Annotated in this window: 15 protein-coding genes and 1 tRNA gene; 10 read left to right on the top strand and 6 right to left on the bottom strand. The window is 44.1% G+C overall.

Annotated elements, in window-relative coordinates; translation table 11 throughout:
* Positions 1-99: 99 nt before the first annotated feature.
* Entirely contained in the window at positions 100-498 is a 399-nt protein-coding gene (locus VFDL14_RS02565) for a DUF2061 domain-containing protein (protein WP_032553245.1), read from the bottom strand.
* A gap of 332 nt (positions 499-830) precedes the next feature.
* Between VFDL14_RS02565 and VFDL14_RS02570 the strand changes: the two genes are divergently transcribed.
* Both VFDL14_RS02570 and VFDL14_RS02575 read left to right on the top strand, forming a co-directional pair.
* Positions 831-2003: a YjgN family protein gene (locus VFDL14_RS02570; RefSeq protein WP_032553243.1), complete on the top strand. Its 1173-nt coding sequence runs from the start codon at positions 831-833 to the stop codon at positions 2001-2003.
* A complete protein-coding gene (locus VFDL14_RS02575) occupies positions 2003-3004 on the top strand; it encodes a M48 family metallopeptidase (protein ID WP_032553242.1) in 1002 nt (333 codons plus the stop codon). The genes VFDL14_RS02570 and VFDL14_RS02575 overlap by 1 nt, the downstream gene beginning before the upstream one ends.
* A 77-nt stretch (positions 3005-3081) precedes the next feature.
* Here VFDL14_RS02575 and VFDL14_RS02580 read toward each other — a convergent pair whose 3' ends face one another.
* From VFDL14_RS02580 to pepA, 3 genes are all read right to left on the bottom strand, one after another.
* The gene (locus tag VFDL14_RS02580; protein ID WP_032553241.1) at positions 3082-5970 is read right to left on the bottom strand and encodes a valine--tRNA ligase; all 2889 of its coding nucleotides are present in this window, start codon (positions 5968-5970) and stop codon (positions 3082-3084) included.
* 102 nt (positions 5971-6072) lie between these two features.
* Positions 6073-6522 (bottom strand): DNA polymerase III subunit chi, encoded by a 450-nt coding sequence (locus tag VFDL14_RS02585; RefSeq protein ID WP_032553240.1) that lies wholly within the window; start codon positions 6520-6522, stop codon positions 6073-6075.
* Positions 6523-6615: 93 nt separating this feature from the next.
* Positions 6616-8124, bottom strand: coding sequence for a leucyl aminopeptidase (gene pepA, locus VFDL14_RS02590; protein ID WP_032553239.1), 1509 nt, complete (start codon positions 8122-8124; stop codon positions 6616-6618).
* Between the two features lie 191 nt (positions 8125-8315).
* On the opposite strand from pepA, the gene lptF reads away from it, so the two are divergent.
* The gene (lptF, locus tag VFDL14_RS02595; protein WP_032553238.1) at positions 8316-9416 is read left to right on the top strand and encodes an LPS export ABC transporter permease LptF; all 1101 of its coding nucleotides are present in this window, start codon (positions 8316-8318) and stop codon (positions 9414-9416) included.
* A 3-nt stretch (positions 9417-9419) separates the two neighbouring features.
* Positions 9420-10490, top strand: a complete 1071-nt coding sequence (gene lptG / locus VFDL14_RS02600) for an LPS export ABC transporter permease LptG (RefSeq protein WP_032553237.1) — start codon at positions 9420-9422, stop codon at positions 10488-10490.
* A gap of 60 nt (positions 10491-10550) precedes the next feature.
* On the opposite strand, the gene VFDL14_RS02605 is transcribed toward lptG, so the two are convergent.
* Positions 10551-11027, bottom strand: a complete 477-nt coding sequence (locus tag VFDL14_RS02605) for an RDD family protein (RefSeq protein ID WP_032553236.1) — start codon at positions 11025-11027, stop codon at positions 10551-10553.
* Between the two features lie 193 nt (positions 11028-11220).
* Between VFDL14_RS02605 and VFDL14_RS02610 the strand changes: the two genes are divergently transcribed.
* Positions 11221-11305: transfer RNA gene (locus VFDL14_RS02610), tRNA-Leu, on the top strand.
* Between the two features lie 427 nt (positions 11306-11732).
* Here VFDL14_RS02610 and VFDL14_RS02615 read toward each other — a convergent pair.
* The gene (locus VFDL14_RS02615; protein WP_032553235.1) at positions 11733-13409 is read right to left on the bottom strand and encodes an alkaline phosphatase D family protein; all 1677 of its coding nucleotides are present in this window, start codon (positions 13407-13409) and stop codon (positions 11733-11735) included.
* A gap of 340 nt (positions 13410-13749) precedes the next feature.
* On the opposite strand from VFDL14_RS02615, the gene VFDL14_RS02620 reads away from it, so the two are divergent.
* From VFDL14_RS02620 to VFDL14_RS02640, 5 genes are all read left to right on the top strand, one after another.
* Positions 13750-14091 (top strand): hypothetical protein, encoded by a 342-nt coding sequence (locus VFDL14_RS02620; RefSeq protein ID WP_032553233.1) that lies wholly within the window; start codon positions 13750-13752, stop codon positions 14089-14091.
* A 370-nt stretch (positions 14092-14461) separates the two neighbouring features.
* Entirely contained in the window at positions 14462-15439 is a 978-nt protein-coding gene (locus VFDL14_RS02625; RefSeq protein WP_032553232.1) for a response regulator, read from the top strand.
* The gene (locus VFDL14_RS02630; protein ID WP_032553230.1) at positions 15439-16401 is read left to right on the top strand and encodes a diguanylate cyclase; all 963 of its coding nucleotides are present in this window, start codon (positions 15439-15441) and stop codon (positions 16399-16401) included. Before VFDL14_RS02625 ends, VFDL14_RS02630 begins: the two co-directional genes overlap by 1 nt.
* A gap of 104 nt (positions 16402-16505) precedes the next feature.
* Complete coding sequence (locus VFDL14_RS02635) at positions 16506-16913, top strand: VOC family protein (RefSeq protein WP_032553228.1); 408 nt, start codon at positions 16506-16508, stop codon at positions 16911-16913.
* A gap of 82 nt (positions 16914-16995) precedes the next feature.
* On the top strand, positions 16996-18249 hold the full coding sequence (locus VFDL14_RS02640; RefSeq protein ID WP_032553226.1) for an HD-GYP domain-containing protein: 1254 nt from the start codon (positions 16996-16998) through the stop codon (positions 18247-18249).
* Positions 18250-18663: the final 414 nt, after the last annotated feature.

Here is an 18663-nt window from a genome sequence, read left to right as displayed (position 1 = left end):
CGTACCGCAATTAAATTAATTGCGATGCGCAACTTTGTCAAGGGCAGCCATTTATTCACCAGTAGACTATCGACTTTTCCTTAGACATATCTCTCTACTTTAAGCGTGCTGGTGGTGACAGAACTGAGGAACATTGACCTCTGATTTACGCTGCCAAACTTTCTCATGAAAGTAGTAAGCGACTGTATTCAATGTTGGTTCTAACATCGCCATCACGCCGCCCACAAAGGCATCACCTGTTAGTAAGTAGACTACGGTAAACGCGACGCTGAAGTGAATGGTAGCAAAGCTGGCCGTTTTTAATTTGGTCATCCGTTGACGAGCTTTTAGCGCTGGAACCTGAGCCCACGCCTTTTCATGAAAATAGAAAGCGACGGTATTCACTGAAGGCTCAATCATGGCAATTAAACTACCAATTAGAATGTCGCCAGTCAGAACGTAAGCGACACTAAACGCGATAGTAAAATGAAGTGCTGCAAAGGTTAGTGTCTTTTTCATGATAAATACTCAATCGTTGATGTTTTTCGATAGGTTTATTATTGAGAATAATTATCATTAAATCTAATGGGAAGTTAATATTGTTTTGATAGGCAGAAACTATCAAAGAAGAACAAGCAGAAGGAGTCTTAAAAATAGCATGCGTTTATTAGTGATAAATACCTCATTAATACTTATCTAACTAATTGTAATTATTTGTAAAAATTATGATAACTTCCTTTGATTTATCAATTCAGCTGATTGATCAGCATGGCGTGTTTCTATAGCGTGCTCTCTCCCAATGTGCACTTAGATGTACATGGTTTAATGATAAACGTCAGATGGAGTAAAAAATGGAAACCAAAGGGTTAGAAACTAAAGTTCACTTTAGTGGCAAAGGTAAAGAGTACTTTGGCATATGGATAGTCAATATCCTGCTATCAGTGATTACGCTTGGAATTTATTCAGCGTGGGCCAAAGTACGTAATAAGCGCTACTTCTACGGTCAAACATCGATAGCTGGTGATAGCTTCGAATACCATGGACAGCCAATGCAGATTCTTAAAGGCCGTGCTATTGCGCTTGTTTGTGTATTAGTGTGGTCGATCGCAGAACAGTTTTCTCCTGAGCTCTCTTTGGGATTAATCGTGGCTTTTGTTCTGCTGTTACCTTTACTTGCTCGCAGCAACGCACGTTTTGACGCGGCGATGACAAGCTTCCGTAATGTGCACTTTTCGTTTCATGGCTCAGTTGCTGGTGCATACTGGTCGATTCTAGGTCGTGGCATGCTTGCCATGCTTGGTTTCGTTGCAGCTATGGCTGCCGTGTTCTTCACCATGAGTCTTAATATGACCGCGGGTGTAGCAGCCATCCTTATACTCTTGCCTGCTTATGTCTACCTGCAGGCTTGGTCTTTGGTTGGTATGGCTAATTATTTCTCGAATGGCTACCGCTATGGTGAGCGCCAATTTAGCGCAGATTACAAAAACGCATTTTACTTCAAGACCTATATGATCGCGACGATAGCGTGGCTTGTTATTACGGCGGTCTTAGTCGGTGCCTTCTTTATGATGGCTGGCGTTAATCTGATGAGTAACCCAGAATCGTATCTTGATCTCATGGGACATAGCGATCTAGCCGTTATCATGATTGGCTACTACTTTGGCTTCATTGCTATCGGTCTGGCAGTAGGCGCGTACCTGAAAGTGCGTGTTCGAAACTACACATTCTCGCAACTGGTTCTTCAATCTAGCGAAGCTGAGAGTGAGCCTAAGTTTACTTTTACTTCGACTCTGACGGTTAAGGGTTACGTTAGCTTGGTTGTGGTTAACTTCTTACTGCAAGTCGTCACGCTAGGCCTTGCTCGTCCTTGGGTTATGGTAAGAACGATGAACTATTTAGCAAACAATACCTCTGTTTACGGCGATTTCGACTTACTGGTCGCTACTGACCAAGACTCTAATGTGAAGTCAGCGGTTTCTGATGAAGTTGCACAAGCCTTTGATGTCGATCTTGGTATTGGCTAATGCTATCCGGTGTCGCTCATCCGCCTCGCAGCTCTGAACGCTGTGAGGCAACATTAGAGATATCGCTCGACGGTATGTTGGTGATTAATGCCTGCAATCAACGCAGTTCGGCCAACGTTTCTGATGTGAAAATCAGTGTCGGTGTTGGCTCAACGCCAAGTAAGATCGCATTTCCTGACGGCTGGCTGTTTGTGGCGCAACCGAGTGATGAACTGACGGCGTTTTTAAAACAGCATGGTCAGCATGATTGGATGGGCAAGCTAGAAAAGAATGTTACGGCGATTCTGCTATCTTGTATCGTCATACTGGCGCTGACCATTGGAACGTTTACCCACGGCATTCCTTGGCTAACAGAGAAAGTCGTTGCTTACCTCCCTGATTCAGCCTCAAAAATGGTAGAGGATAGGGTGTTAGTCTCTTTGGATGAGCAATTGTTTGAGCCATCGAACTTAACACTGTCTCAGCAAATTATGATCCGCCAGCGTTTTGAAAGCCATTTAAGAGCGATCGGTATTGATGAGGATATCCGTTTGCTGTTTCGCTCTTCTGAGCTCGGTGCGAATGCTTTTGCCCTGAGCCACAGTACTATCATCGTGCTTGATGACTTGGTAGCGCTAACGGAAACCGAGCAGCAATTGGATAGTATCCTGATGCATGAGTTGGGGCATATTGAGCAACAACACGTCATGAAAGCGATTGTTCGTTCTAGCTTGCTTTCACTCTCTGTCGCAATGTTGACAGGTGAGAGCTCAGGTGTGATCGATAACTTAGCTGGGGTCGGGGTTTTCGTCGCCAATAATGGTCAGTCGCAACAAGCAGAGCGAGAAGCGGATAGGTTTGCGTCGGATTCAATGTGGCAGATACACGGCACCAATCAGCCTATGATTGAGATGTTTGAGTTGTTACAAGAGAGCTCTGAAAATGAGGCTGAAATACCTGCGTGGTTAAGCACCCATCCAGAGTTAACCGAGCGTATAGATTCGCTAAAAAGTGCTCATTAGCGATAAACGACAAGATCAAAAAAGGGCAGAATTATCTGCCCTTTTTATATGCTCGAATTGGTAAGTTAATTAACCAATTACAGTGCAGCGATAGTCGCTTTCTGCTCTTCAAGCTTAGCTAGTGTCTCTTGGTAGCCTACTAGCTTCTCACGCTCTTTAGCGATAACCGCTTCAGGTGCTTTAGCAACGAAACCTTCGTTACCTAGCTTACCTTCGATACGCTTGATTTCGCCGTGCGTTTTCTTCACTTCTTTATCAAGACGAGCAAGTTCTGCATCTTTATCGATAAGACCTGCCATTGGGATCATCAACTCAGATTGACCCACTAGCTTAGTCGCACATGCTGGAAGTTCTTTGTGATCAAGAGCTGCGTCGTCTGCAAGAACCGTTAGGCTATCTAGCTTAGCAAGAGAGTTCAGAACTACCTTGTTCGCTTCGATACGCGCCGCGTCTTTCTCATTAGCAACCTTGATCATTACTTCTAGACCTTTGCTAGGTGCAATGTCGTATTCCGCACGTAGGTTACGGATAGCAGTGATGAAAGTCTTAACCCATTCGATGTCTTCTACGATCTCAGCGTCGAAGTTCTCTTCGTTAAACTGAGGAAGTGCTTGAGTCATGATAGTGTCGCCTTCAACACCGTCTACTAGCGGCTTAACGCTCTGCCAGATAGATTCAGTGATGTAAGGAAGCACTGGGTGAGCAAGACGTAGTGTCTTCTCTAGAACAGTGATCAGCATGTAGCGAGTCGCTTGTTGCTGAGCTTCTGTACCTTTCCAAAGAACCGGCTTAGTTAGCTCTAGGTACCAGTCACAGAATTGGTTCCAGATGAATTCGTAAAGCGTGTTCGCAGCCATATCTAGACGGAAGTTGTCTAGGTGAGCGTTAAACTCTTTCGCAGCTAGTTCAAACTGAGATTCAATCCACTTATCTGCTAGAGAGAATTCCATGTTTGCACGGTCTTCTGCAGATAGTGACATGCCACAATCGTGCTCTTCTGTATTCATCAGTACGTAACGGCTTGCGTTCCATAGCTTGTTACAGAAGTTACGGTAACCTTCAAGACGCTTCATATCCCAGTTGATGTCACGGCCAGTTGAAGCCATAGCAGCAAGTGTGAAACGTAACGCGTCAGTACCGTATGGTTCGATACCGTTTTCGAAAGTCTTACGAGTGTTCTTCTCAATCTTCTTCGCTAGCTGAGGCTGCATCATGTTGCCACAACGCTTCTCTACTAGAGACTCAAGGTCGATACCATCGATCATGTCGATAGGGTCAAGAACGTTACCTTTAGACTTAGACATCTTGTCGCCGTTTTCGTCACGGATTAGGCCGGTAACGTAAACTGTCTTGAATGGTACTTGCGACTTACCGTTTTCATCTTTGTTGAAGTGCATGGTCATCATGATCATACGCGCAACCCAGAAGAAGATGATGTCGAAGCCAGTCACTAGAACGTCTGAAGGGTGGAATGTCTTCAGGTCTTCAGTTTGCTCAGGCCAGCCTTGAGTACCGAAAGTCCATAGTGCAGAAGAGAACCATGTATCTAGTACATCGTCGTCTTGGCGAAGAACAACTACAGGTGCAAGGTTGTTGTTTGCACGTACTTCTTCTTCAGTACGGCCTACGTATACATTGCCATCGTTGTCGTACCATGCTGGGATACGGTGACCCCACCAAAGCTGACGAGAGATACACCAGTCTTGAATGTCACGCATCCAAGAGAAGTACATGTTTTCGTATTGTTTAGGGACGAACTGGATATCACCATCTTCAACCGCTTTAACAGCAGGCTCAGCAAGAGGTGCAGCACGTACGTACCATTGGTCAGTTAGCATTGGTTCGATAACCACGCCACCACGGTCGCCGTAAGGAACCGTTAGGTCGTGATCTTTGATTTCGTCTAGAAGGCCTAGCTCTTCAAACTCAGCAACGATCGCTTTACGAGCAGCAAAACGCTCCATGCCGTGGTACTTAGCAGGTAGCTCAGTAGAGTAAACATCGCTAGCTTCACCGTTAGTAGTGAATACTTCAGCCGCATCACGGATATCAGCGTTGAAAGTTAGGATGTTGATCATTGGTAGGTTGTTACGCTTACCAACTTCGTAGTCATTGAAATCATGCGCAGGCGTGATCTTCACACAACCTGTGCCTTTTTCCATATCTGCGTGCTCATCGCCTACGATAGGGATCAGACGGTTAACGATAGGAAGTAGGATCTCTTTACCGATAAGATCTTTGTAACGTGGATCTTCTGGGTTTACAGCAACACCAGTATCACCAAGCATGGTCTCTGGACGAGTTGTTGCAACAACAATGTAGTCTTTGCCTTCAGCTGTCTTTACGCCGTTTGCTAGCGGGTAGCGGAAGTGCCACATGTGGCCTTTTTTGTCTTTGTTTTCAACTTCAAGATCAGAAATTGCTGTGTGCAGTTTTGGATCCCAGTTTACTAGACGCTTACCACGGTAGATTAGGTCTTCTTCGTATAAACGAACAAACACTTCTTGAACAGCGTTAGATAGGCCGTCATCCATTGTGAAGCGCTCACGGTCCCAGTCTACTGATGCACCTAGGCGACGTAGCTGCTTAGTGATAGTACCGCCAGATTCGTTTTTCCATTCCCAGATTTTGTCGATGAAAGCGTCACGGCCGTAATCGTGCTTAGTTTTGCCTTCTTCAGCAGCAATCTTGCGCTCAACAACCATTTGAGTTGCGATACCAGCGTGGTCCGTACCCACTTGCCAAAGGGTGTTTTTGCCCTTCATACGTTCAGCACGGATCAGAGTATCCATGATAGTGTCTTGGAACGCGTGACCCATGTGTAGGCTACCAGTGACGTTCGGTGGCGGGATCATGATGCTGTAAGCTTCTTTTGATGTGTCACCGTGTGGCTTGAAGTAGCCTTTCTCTTCCCAAGCCTGATACAGGGCTTGTTCGATTGATGTTGGGTTATATGTCTTTTCCATAGTGCTCTTTTACGGATACTGTGAATGGTTAATCTTGGTCAAACTTCATAAGTGAAGCTTCTTGAACCTTAATTCAAAGATAGCTTTAACTATGAGGTTTGACTATGGATGCTGAATCTCAACCGTTTGTAATTGATACCCAGCTTGACGGTAAATTTTATACCTTTCGCGCGCGAGTTGCTTCGCTTTTTCTTCGCAAGGCACGAAGTCTATCACCTGAGCAAAGGCGTTCGCAAAGGTTGTATGATTATCGGCCACATTTATTACCAATTGACGGTTCCAATTGGGCTTAACGCCCTCGTAACCTATTTCAATATTAGTGGCATATTTTGGACCTTCACCAACCAAGTTGTGAGCCATAAACTGCTCGGGTTCGACTTGCCAGAAGATTTCTGCAAGGCTCTCGGCATGCGCTTTGTCGTTACAGTTTAGGTAGAGTTTTGCGCCTTGCTTAGCAAAGTGATGAGCGAGAAACAGCACGTACTGGGCAAAACCTTGTGGTTCTGCTTGAGGGCTGTCTGGCGACACAATGTAAAAAGTGGCTGTCTGCATAACGCTACTCAAACTCGATAAAAGCGAGGGACTAATTTTCCCATCATAAGTTACTAAAAAAGGGCCCGTAGGCCCTTTTTATTATTTTGAAGATTACTCTTCAGTCTCATGGCCGCTGCGGTTCAATAAGAATTGGACTAGCATTGAGACTGGACGACCAGTAGAGCCTTTCGCTGCACCAGACTTCCACGCAGTACCTGCGATGTCGATGTGTGCCCAGTTGTATTTCTTAGTGAACTTAGATAAGAAACAACCTGCAGTGATAGTACCGCCTGGACGGCCACCGATGTTTGCCATGTCAGCAAATGGGCTGTTTAGTTGTTCGTGGTACTCGTCTGCCATTGGTAGACGCCAAGCACGATCACTTGCTTGCTCAGAAGCGTTAACTAGCTCGTGAGAAAGTGGGTTGTGGTTCGATAGAACACCACTGATGTGGTGACCTAGAGCGATAACACATGCGCCTGTTAGCGTTGCAACGTCAACCACACAGTCTGGTTCGAAACGCTCAACGTAAGTGAGTGCATCACAAAGAACCAAACGGCCTTCCGCGTCAGTGTTTAGTACTTCAACAGTTTGACCAGACATCGTTGTTAAGATGTCACCTGGACGATAAGCATTGCTGCCTGGCATGTTTTCACAACCAGCAAGAATACCAACAACGTTGATTGGTAGGTTCAGTTTAGCTAGCGCTTTCATCGTACCGAATACAGATGCAGCACCACACATGTCGTACTTCATCTCATCCATGCCTTCGCCTGGCTTCAGTGAGATACCGCCTGAATCGAACGTTAGGCCTTTACCTACAAGTACAATTGGTTTTGCATCAGAATCTGGTGCGCCCTTGTACTCCATGATAGACATCATAGATTCATTCTTAGAGCCACGACCTACCGCTAGGTAAGAAGTCATGCCCAGTTTTTCCATCTCTTCTTCACCAATGATCTTAGTCGTCACTGTATCGAAGTCGTCAGCAAGGCGACGAGCTTGAGATGCAAGGTATGCTGGGTTCGCGATGTTTGGCGGCATGTTGCCAAGGTCTTTCGACGCTTTTACACCTGAAGCAATAGCTAGACCGTGAGAGATCGCTTTTTCACCTAGGCTTAGTTCACGACGCGTTGGTACGTTAAATACTAGCTTACGTAGTGGGCGACGAGTCTCAGGCTTGTTGCTCTTGAACTGATCAAATGTATATAGGCCATCTTTAGTCGCTTCAACCGCTTGGCGAACTTTCCAGTAAGTATCGCGGCCTTTAACGTGCAGTTCAGTTAGGAAACATACTGCTTCCATAGAACCTGTTTCGTTAAGCGTGCTGATGGTTTTTTGGATAATTTCTTTGTATTGGCGCTCACCTAGTTCACGCTCTTTACCACAGCCTACTAATAGAACTCGTTCTGAAAGTACACCTGGTACTTGATGCAGTAGTAGCATCTGGCCTGGTTTACCTTCTAGGTCACCACGGCGAAGTAGTGAACTGATGTAGCCATCGCTGATCTTATCTAGCTGTTCGGCTACAGGAGAAAGGCGGCGTGGTTCGAATACACCGACAACGATACATGCGCTGCGTTGTTTCTCTGGACTGCCACTTTTTACACTGAACTCCATGCGTACTCCTACATCCTGAAGACAAATAGAACTAAATGTTAGATAATGCGATCTTACTTGTTGGATCCTACAATGGAACTAACCTTATAGAAGAGCGCTAACACTTAGCTAAAAATTTAAAAAATAAAAGGTTCAACGGGAAATTATAGTGATTCAATCAAAAAAACAAGTTTTGTATAGGTAATTTCAGCGTGATTATTGTTAGATATTTGATCCGCGAGACAATCAAGAGCCAATTTGCGATCTTTTTTGTCCTTTTTCTTGTATTTCTTAGCCAAAAATTTATCAGTGTTTTGGCTGATGCTTCGGACGGTGATATTCCCGCAAGTCTCATTTTATCGATTGTTGGCCTGAACATGCCTGCGATGGGGCTATTGATGTTACCGCTGAGTATTTATATCGGTATCTTGCTGACATTTGGCCGACTTTACGCTGAAAGTGAAATCGTGGTGATGAACGCCACCGGTATCGGTAATAAGTTTTTAATTCAGGCTGCACTCTACCTAGCCTTGATTACAGCGAGCGTTGCGGCATTCAACTCGCTATGGCTATCACCTTGGTCGCAAGATAAGGTTGAGCAGCTCTACGAAAAAGTAGCGGCAGAAAACAGTGTCGATCTATTACCTAAAGGTAAATTTGAAAGCACCCCAGACGGTTCTTCAGTTGTCTTTATTGATGATATTAAAGGCAATAAGCTGGAAAATGTCTTTGTTGCGCAGATTACGCCGCGCGATTCGATTCTACCAAGCGTGATGTTCTCGTCTTCTGGTGATGTAAAAGAGTTAAGTGATGGTCGACAAGTGATCGCTATGTATGATGGTACGCGCTATGAGGGTGTTCCGACGCGTGTTGATTACATGATGACGCACTTTGACGAGTACGAAGGCCTGATTGGTCAGCGAGATGTTAAGAAGAAAGGACGTGACTGGGAAGCAATTCCGACTCTGGATCTTATTAACCACCCAGACAATAATGCCAAGGCAGAGCTGCAATGGCGTATCTCTTTGGTTATCTGTATTCCGCTTCTAACTATGTTGGTTGTGCCGTTGTCAGCGGTAAACCCGCGACAAGGTCGTTTTGCCAAAATGGGGCCAGCAATTCTGATCTATCTAACTTACTTCTTAGCGATCAGTGCAACGAAGTCGTCAATAGAAGAGGGCAGCATCCCAGCCACTATTGGTATGTGGCCAATTAATGCCTTGTTGTTGATTGTGGCTGTCTCTGCAAACTTTATGGATAGCGTGCCAGTAAGGCGCATGAAAGAAAAATTCAAGAAGAAAAGGTTGGCCTAAGCCGTGTTTAAGATTCTCGATTTATATATTGGCAGAACCATTATCTCTACCACTGCTTTGGTGCTTGTGACTTTTGTTGGTCTATCTGGGATCATCAAATATGTTGAGCAGTTAAGAAAGGTCGGTCGCGGTACTTACGATTTGCTTCAGGCCTTGTACTTTGTTCTTCTCAGTATCCCGCGTGATATCGAGATGTTCTTCCCAATGGCGGCGCTATTAGGGGCGTTGATCGGCTTAGGTATGCTAGCTGCCAGTTCTGAGTTAGTCGTTATGCAAGCTGCAGGCTTTTCTAAGTTGGATATCGGTCTATCGGTACTTAAAACAGCAGTACCTTTGATGATCATCGTAACCTTGCTTGGTCAATGGGGTGCACCGCAAGCGCAGAAGATGGCTCGTGATCTAAGAGCTATCTCTATCTCTGGCGGTAGTATTGTTTCGACGCGAAGTGGTGTTTGGGCTCGTGACGCTAATGACTTTATCTTTATTGCCAAGGTCGATGATGAAAGACTTTATGGCATGAACATGTGGCGCTTTGACCAAAACAAAGAGCTTCAGTCGACCATCTTCGCTGAGCAGGTTGATTACGACGGTAATAACACTTGGACAATGTCAGACGTGCAGATCACCTCATTCGAGGATGAGGTTCAAATTACCAAAGAGAGCCTACCGAGCTACTCTTGGCAAACTTCGCTTGCTCCAGACAAACTGGCGATTGTAACCGTGAAGCCAGAAGAGCTTTCGTTAAGTGGTTTATATGATTACGTCTCTTATTTGCAAGCTTCTGAACAAGATGCGTCTCGTTATGAGCTCGCTTTCTGGCGTAAGGTAACGCAACCTCTGTCGATTGCCGTGATGATGTTGATGGCTCTTTCGTTTATCTTTGGACCACTGCGGAGCGTCACCATGGGTGCGAGGATCTTATCGGGTGTGATTGCAGGCTTTACTTTCTATATATCCAGTGAGTTCTTTGGGCCTGTCAGCTTGGTATACCAGATACCTCCTGTATTTGGGGCGGTCGCACCAAGTATCGTGTTCTTTGGTATTGCTTTGATGCTGCTAAGGCGAAAGTTATAGATGAGAAAAAGGGAAGGCGAGTGCCTTCCCTTTTTTATTTCTGAAGTGTTTCTTTTATAGCTATTGTGCTTTCGGTAGTACTACTACTTGGGTCTTAGCCCAGATATCATGGAAGCCACGCTTCTTAGGATCAAACGGAACACACAAGTTGGCCAATCCAAATCCTGAGGTAGCTAAACGAATCAGAGCTTGAGTGACGCTAATTGCAGAGCCATCACTGTTTTGTACGCGAAGCTTCCAAGCGCGCATGCCGAGAGTTTGTCCTGCGCGAGTCCAGAAGAATACAAAGAAGTAACACCAAACGGCTACGAGATAAAAGGTATAAGCTGGGCTCCAGATGGGATGGTTAGTCAAGAAGTCGCTCACGTCTGCGTAACCTGCATGGCTAAACAGTCCCATTGCCATAAGGGCGTGGAGCAGAGCAACAACTACGCCACCTGCCATCATCTCAATAGCAAGGACAATCAGCGCATCATAGAACAGAGCACCTAAACGGCGAAACATACCAGCTGGTGGTAGTGTATTAGTAGAGGTCATGACAATACTTCTTTTAAAAATTTGGCGTCAGAATATAGGCTAAGCCCAAAAGTGGAAAGAGACATTGCGCACAGCTTATAACTTAGTGGCGAAATTATCGGCAAACACACGTAATTTCAAGTTTTTATACTTGCGACATTCATAAGCATACGTATAATGCCAAGCATCGAAAGGGCAATAGCCCCCAGATAATGCCGGTATGGTGAAATTGGTATACACGACGGATTCAAAATCCGTTGCCTTCGGGCGTGGCGGTTCAAGTCCGCCTACCGGTACCATATATAGAAAGGTCGCTTTTATAGCGACCTTTCGTCGTTTCGGGCGTTTGTGAATTTGAAACCTAGCGTGTCGGCTTGAATGCAAGCCCAGTCAAGTCACCTACCGGTACCATATTTTAAGACAGAGCCTCAACGAAAGTTGGGGCTTTGTTGTATCTGGGGCTTGGAAAGCGTTGCCTTCGCGGTGGCGGCAGGAATGCCTGTCCAATCAGTCCGCCTAACCGGTACCATATATAGAAAGGTCGCTTTTATAGCGACCTTTCGTCGTTTTGGGCGTTTGTGAATTTGAAATCTAGCGTGTCGGCTTGAATGCAAGCCCAGTCAAGTCACCTACTGGTATCATATTTAAATAACAAAGCCTCGACTCACGTCGGGGCTTTGTTGTATTTGGCGCATGGAAAGCGTTCAAGAAAAATGAGTTAAAATCTTATTCAAGAGTGAGTGTGACACCATCTGCTGTTGATGCCATCTTTGTGGTCACTTGATAGTTTTTATCTTTAACACTAGAGAGCATGTACCAAGTAGATTGTGCTTTGTCTGGTGTAAAGGTTACACGCATAAAGCCGCGCTGTTTAATGTCTGTCCATTGCAACTCAGAGACCAAATGCGGCAATGTGTACTCCATTTGTGCGATGGCAACAGGTTCTAGCGCTAAATATTCTTCTAAGCCTGGAGAGCTAACCGAACTTGTCGCAAACTCAACACCAACAGGGTTATTGGACACGTCCTTTAACTCACTGGTCCATGCATTGTGTGTATCACCTGCTAAGCAAACAAAGTGACCCTCACTCGCTTTGACTATCTGGTACACTCGTTCTCGTTCAACATAGTACCCATCCCAAGAATCGAGATTGTATGGCAGCTTAATCGTATCTGAACTTGGATCTGCAAGGTAATTTGAAATCGCATTGTTCACCGCGAGAAGTGCATCCATTTTCTGCTCGTCTGTGGCATTGAATAGCTGAAACATTGCCAACATAACCGAGCTCGGAAGTTCCATACGGGACATAAGAACTTGTTGCCCAAGAACGTTCCACTTGGCATCTTGGCTGTTAAACGCATTCATCAACCAAGCCAGTTGTTCAGTGCCAAGTAACTCCCTATCAGCACTGCGTGATTGTGCAACGAGTCCGCCAATCGCCTCCATCGTCGGTGCGCTAAGCGAAAAGTAGTCCAATGGCTGATCTCGCCCAACTAAGCGAGTATCGAGCATCATTAGGTTGATCAAATCACCAAACGAGAACTGACGATAAATTAACATATTCGAGAAGGTATTCTCGCGAACTGGTAACCACTCAGTCCACGCTGCGGCGGCGGCGGCGCGTCTGTCGATAAAATTACCTTCATCATCTTGGTGGTTTTCTGCACCATTTTTCCATGCGTCATTCGCGAGTTCATGGTCATCCCAAACCGCAATCATTGGCAATGCAGCATGTAAAGCTTGGAGGTCTTGATCTTGGCGGTATTGAGCATAGCGCTTTCGATAGTCATCTATAGTAATGCATTCGGTGCCTTTACTTGGTTCACGCTCCAACTTAGCGGCATCTTCACTGGCATAACCATCGGCGCCATATTCGTAGATGTAGTCACCAAGATGTAAAACTATATCGAACGACTCTGTTTGATTCTGCTTAAGAATCTCTTTATAGACGTTGAAATAACCGGCGGGATAATTTGCGCAAGACACGACAGCTATGGATGCTTTATCCACGCTGCCCTCAGGTAGAGTCTGTGTCATCCCAACGCTACTGGTGTTCTCGCCCACCATAAAGCGGTAGTAATACTGAGTATTCGGGTTGAGGTTTTGCACATCGACCTTAACCGTAAAATCTCGACTCGTGTCCGTGGCAAAAGTACCGCTTTGCTCAATGATTGAAAAATCTTCAGATCTTGAGATCTGCCATGTTACGTCTAGGTAGCTGGCTGCGGTGGTTACTCGAGTCCAAATAATCACTTGAGTTTGAGTTGGGTCACCACTGGCAATACCATGCTCGAATGAAGCTGCAGCGGCGGTGTTGTTATCGTCACTCCCACAAGCAGTCAGTGTAGTAGCAACGGCTCCTGAAGAGACGACTTTTATAAAGTCTCTGCGAGACAATGACATAGTAACTTCCTTTGTTTTTGTGTTTTTATTGATGCGCGTTTTCCAGCGCGGAGTAATGAGCCAACTTAGGTATTGAAGGTGTTTGGTTAATTACTCTAAAAAACATTAACTTAGAAGCTAGTTATGACAATTGCATTTTTACTTGTTAAATTTTTGTTAAATTAAGTGCAAATACTCTATATTCATCACAGTTCCAACAAATTGAAAATTGATTCATAGGGTCAATATAGAAGGCATGGAAGTGCAGGGGGGGGCAAAGATAAATATAACAAATGTGTTCAGGCCTGATTCATACGTTGGGGAATAATATAGCTTCATATTCAGACATGAGGCAAACAATATGAAAAGACGAGTTTTAGGCATTTCTCTAATCGCAGCACTAACAGCTGGTACCGCTATGGCAGAGGTAAAAGGCGAAGACTTTAATGAGTTTCCGAAACAAGATGCAGCGCATTGTTTTGGTTGGGCGGCAGGGCTAGATAAAAACCAAGATTACGCAAAATTTATTGTTGAGCTATCCAAAGAGCGAACTAAGAGCGTTAAAGAAGATCCATATATTATGGAAGAGTTTGGTACTGCCATGGGGTACTCAGAAGCAATGGTAGAGTTTGTTGGTGTTGAAGCTGCCGATGCGAGATACAAATTGGTCTGCGAGCCAATCAAACAAAAATATGGTTTTTAAACGGTATATAAAGTAGTAAGTCTAGGCGTGAGTCGCTTAGACTTTTTTTTCATCCATGAGTTTTTATTGATTCTTCATTTGTTTGATAAATGGAAGCAAGATCTTACTAATTATTGATAGTTCTATAATTAATGAGAGGGAAAACTAAGAGGTGCGCTTTAGAAGGGGAGAGGTGAAACTGGTATCATTCCTGCTTTGTATCATAATAATGCTGTCATAATTTCTTTAAATAATGCTCGAGAGTTTAGCGTTTGTATAAACAATAGCTTTTGAAGCTGATATTTGCATTGTTTTGAACAACAGATAGATCCAATCGCGAGTCTTGTTCTGCTACAAGCTCTCAATCTTACGCGTAAATACGAGTATTGGCATGAACATAGTCATTTGTGACGACTCATCTCTAGCAAGAAAGTCTCTTCAGCGTTGTATCTCGCCAGCAGCTTTCGGCATCGTTACCTTCATGTGTTCAAACGGGCGTGAAGCGATTGCGACTGTCATTGAAAATAGTATCGATCTGATGTTTCTTGATCTAACTATGCCAGAGATGGACGGTTATGAAGTGCTCCAGTATTTGCAAGACTACGGGATAAGTACCGATGTAGTGGTGATCTCCGGGGATGTTCAGCAAGAAGCAAAAAGGCGATGCATGGAGCTTGGCGCTTCTTCGTTTATCGCTAAGCCATTTAATCAAGACGAAGTGACTCACCTTATTCAAAGCTACGTCTTTAAAAACCCTACCACAGTCCAATCTCAACATTCGATTCAAGAAGAGCCAGATATCGATCCGCTCAGTAAGTTTCGAGAGGTTACTAATATTGCTCTTGGGCGCGGTGCTGCAGTGATTTCCGATCGTATTGGTAAATTTATCGATCTACCAGTGCCGAATGTCGGGATTGTTGAAGCGAGTGAGCTGAATATGATCATAGCTGATGCCTTGCATAGAGACTCGGTACATGCGGTGACTCAGCGGTTTGTGGGCAATGGTATTCATGGCGAGTCCTTGGTATGTATGCGAGGACAAGACATTGGTGGACTGGGGCATGCGTTAGGCTTTCCGACGAGCGAATCAAACCACAATGAGATGATTCTCAACATCGCTAATTTGTTGGTTTCGACTTATTTGAACTCTTTGGCAAGCCAGTTGGTGGTCGACTTTTCTCTGCGTCAACCTGTTACCGTTTCTAAAAATGAACAAGATGAATTTTTGTCGATCCATCATGTAGAGCAAAGTGCATTCACGGTGGAGTTTACTTACCTGGCAGAGCATTTAGATTTTGAATGTGAAGTGCTACTGCTTTTAGACGGTGAGTCAGTTGAGACTTTATACCGTTTAATGGAGGTGTTGTAATGAGTCAGATCACCTTCGAAATGGATGAGTTACATTGGGCTTTGCAAGTCATGGATACTATTGATGTCGGGCTGGTGGTGCTAGATCTCGAGCATAATGTGTGTTTGTGGAATAGCTTTATGCAGAGCTACAGCGGCATCAACGGTGACAGAATCCTTCATCAAAACTTATTTGATGTCGTCCCTAACCTTCCTCAAGAGTGGCTTAAGGCTCAAATATCCGCCTGCAGTGAACTAAAAAGTCGAATCTTTTCAAACTGGGAAGATAGACCGCATATCTTTGATTTCAAAAACTACTCTCCGTTGTCACATCAACGCATCAATATGTATCAAAACCTAGTGATGACGCCTTTAACGTCGTTGAATGGTCGGGTATCTCACGTCTGTCTGATGGTACAGGATGTATCGGATGTGGCGAGTAGCAAACTGCAACTGCGTGATTCAAATGAGCGCTTGTCAACGATGAGTCGTACAGATGGACTAACGGGGTTATTCAACCGAGCATATTGGGAGTCTTGCTTAGCTCGAGAGTACGAAAGCGCAAAGTTGCTTTCTCAGCCGTCTGCATTAGTGATCTTTGATATCGACCACTTTAAGAATGTTAATGATACCTACGGTCATGGTGCTGGCGATGAGGTTATCCGACAAACAGCACGGTTACTGAAAAAAACAGCAAGAAACTCAGACTTATGTGGTCGTTATGGAGGAGAAGAGTTTACGGTGCTGCTTCCTGGTACGACGGCTGATCAGGCACTTTATTTTGCTGAGCGGCTGCGTAAAAGAGTCGAAAAGTACGTGGTTGATACCTCATCTGGTCCGATTAATTTTACTGTTAGCTTGGGTGTATGTGAGCTTTCTTCTTGTATTGCTAGCCATTTGGAGTGGTTGGAATCTGCAGATAAGGCACTCTATCGTTCGAAGCAATCTGGGCGTAATCAAACGTCTTTGTTCCCATTCGAATAGGTTTTCCCCTAAGTAATACGAATTTTATCCTAAATAAATCATAAGATTACCTTTCAATTTGTCTTCTGTTGTCTATGTTTTAAATAGACAACAAGGAGATATCTATGCTGAAACTGACCCCCTACCTTTTTTTTGATGGACGCTGCGACGAAGCTTTAGAGTTTTATAGAAAATGTTTTGGTGGCGTCATCCTATCTAAGCAATATTTTAAAGATGCACCGCAAGTGGTCGAAGGGGCAGAACCTGATTGGATTATGCACTCAGAATTTGAAGCCTTTGGTATGAAGCTAATGATGTCCGATGGCGTTCATGCTAAAGAATTACAAGGTAATAACCTCGCGCTCTCATTAGTGACGGACGATACAGCCACGCAGGAGCAGATCTTTGAGAGTTTGAAGCAGGGCGGCAGAGTAATGATGCCATTAGCGGATACTTTTTGGGGAGCGAGGTTCGGCAAAGTAGAAGACAAGTTTGGTATTCGCTGGATGATACATTGCGATTCAATGAACTAAGTGTGTAGAGTTGCATAATGAAATTGCTGTCCCATTTGATTAGAATTATAAATAGAGTTTTATAATCAAAGTTATATATAAAATGGGCAGCATAAAGATTACAGTGGACCGTATTCAGCCGGGCCTACACATACGATTACCGGTTAAGTGGAATGAACACCCATTTTTATTTAATAGCTTTAAAATCAAAGATGAAGAGCAAGTTCGAGTCATTCGTCATCTCGGCATTAAGCACGTCTATATAAATCCTAATCAGAGCGATACGACACCTCTACCTGTAGAACAAGCCGCTTTAGAACCTCTAGATGAAATGTCAGACGTTTCGTTAGAAGCTGAGGCTATGTGGAAACATAAGCGTGAGCGAATCGAAACTTTGAGCTCTTACCGTCGTAAAGTGAGTCATTGTGAAAAAGAGTTTGAACGCTCTCTCGCTCGAATGCGCGCCATTATGACCAAAATCAGAAATCGTCCTTTAGATGCCGCTGAAGAAGTAAAGTCTTTAGTTGATGATATCGTCGATAAGTTTTTGAGTGATGATAATGTTTCACTGCATTTAATGACGGGTAAGGGTGAATTTGAAGACCTCTATTTTCACTCACTTAATGTCTCGGTCATTGCTTTAATGATCGGTAAAGCTAAAGGGTATAGTAGTGAGCAATTAAAAGAGTTGGCGTTGGGTGCACTTTTCCATGATATCGGCAAAGTGAAAATCCCAGTGGCTATTCTTCGAAAGCAAACCGCTCTGACTGTGCCAGAAGCAAACTACTTAAAGCTGCATACCAAATACGGTGTAGATATTGTGGGTGCTATAGAAGGTATGCCTGAAAGCGTTCATAAAGTGATTGCTCAGCATCACGAAATGAATGATGGTTCTGGATACCCTGAAGGGCTCAAAGAAAATGAGATCGATGAGTTCGCCAAAGTTGTCGCCGTGGCGAATGCTTTTGATTCCCTGTGCCACAATAGGATTCCAGCGGATCAAAAAATTCCATATTTAGCGTTGTCTCACCTATATAAGAGTTGTAAGCACCTATATAGCCACGAGAACTTGAATCATTTGGTTAAGTTAATGGGAGTGTATCCTCCAGGGACGGTAGTTCAGTTATCCAATGACTCTATCGGTATTGTTATCTCAGTAAATGCAGATCATATCCTTTACCCTAATGTTTTGATTTATGATCCGAGTGTACCTAGCACTCAAGCTCCGATCATCGATCTAGCAAGTAAAGATATAAAGATCTCTAGTGCGGTTCATCCAAGCAAACTGCCGCAACAAGTACAAGAGTACTTAAATCCAAGAGCTAGGATTACGTACTTTTTCGATAATAACGCCTAACTTATCCACAGGGTGCTGTGAGTATTTTGTATAAAAATGCGTATATTTTTGTACAAATAAACCTTTGAGCGTTATTTGGTCGCTTAGCCTCTATTTTTCTATTTTTCTTCAATAAATGCTTGCCAATGTGAGGAGCATCTCTATAATGCCGCCTCACTGACACGGCAGACGCCACAAGGCTTCAGCGAAGAATGTTAGTTCGGCAACTAGCTTAAAGCGATATTTCGCTTCTACTTTTAGAAAGTAGAAATTAATTTTCAAAAAGTGTTTGACACTGAGAATTAAGTCGCTAGAATGGCCGCCTCTTCCGAAGTGATGCAAGTCACAACGAAGAAAAGCTCTTTAACAATTTAAACCTATCAATCTGTGTGGGCACTCGTTGATGAATATCACTAAGTTTGTTTTCGCTTTTAT

The organism is Vibrio fortis, assembly GCF_000695685.1.
In the GTDB taxonomy this organism is placed as follows: Bacteria; Pseudomonadota; Gammaproteobacteria; order Enterobacterales; family Vibrionaceae; genus Vibrio; species Vibrio fortis_A.
This window is presented reverse-complemented; position numbering and strand designations above follow the sequence as displayed.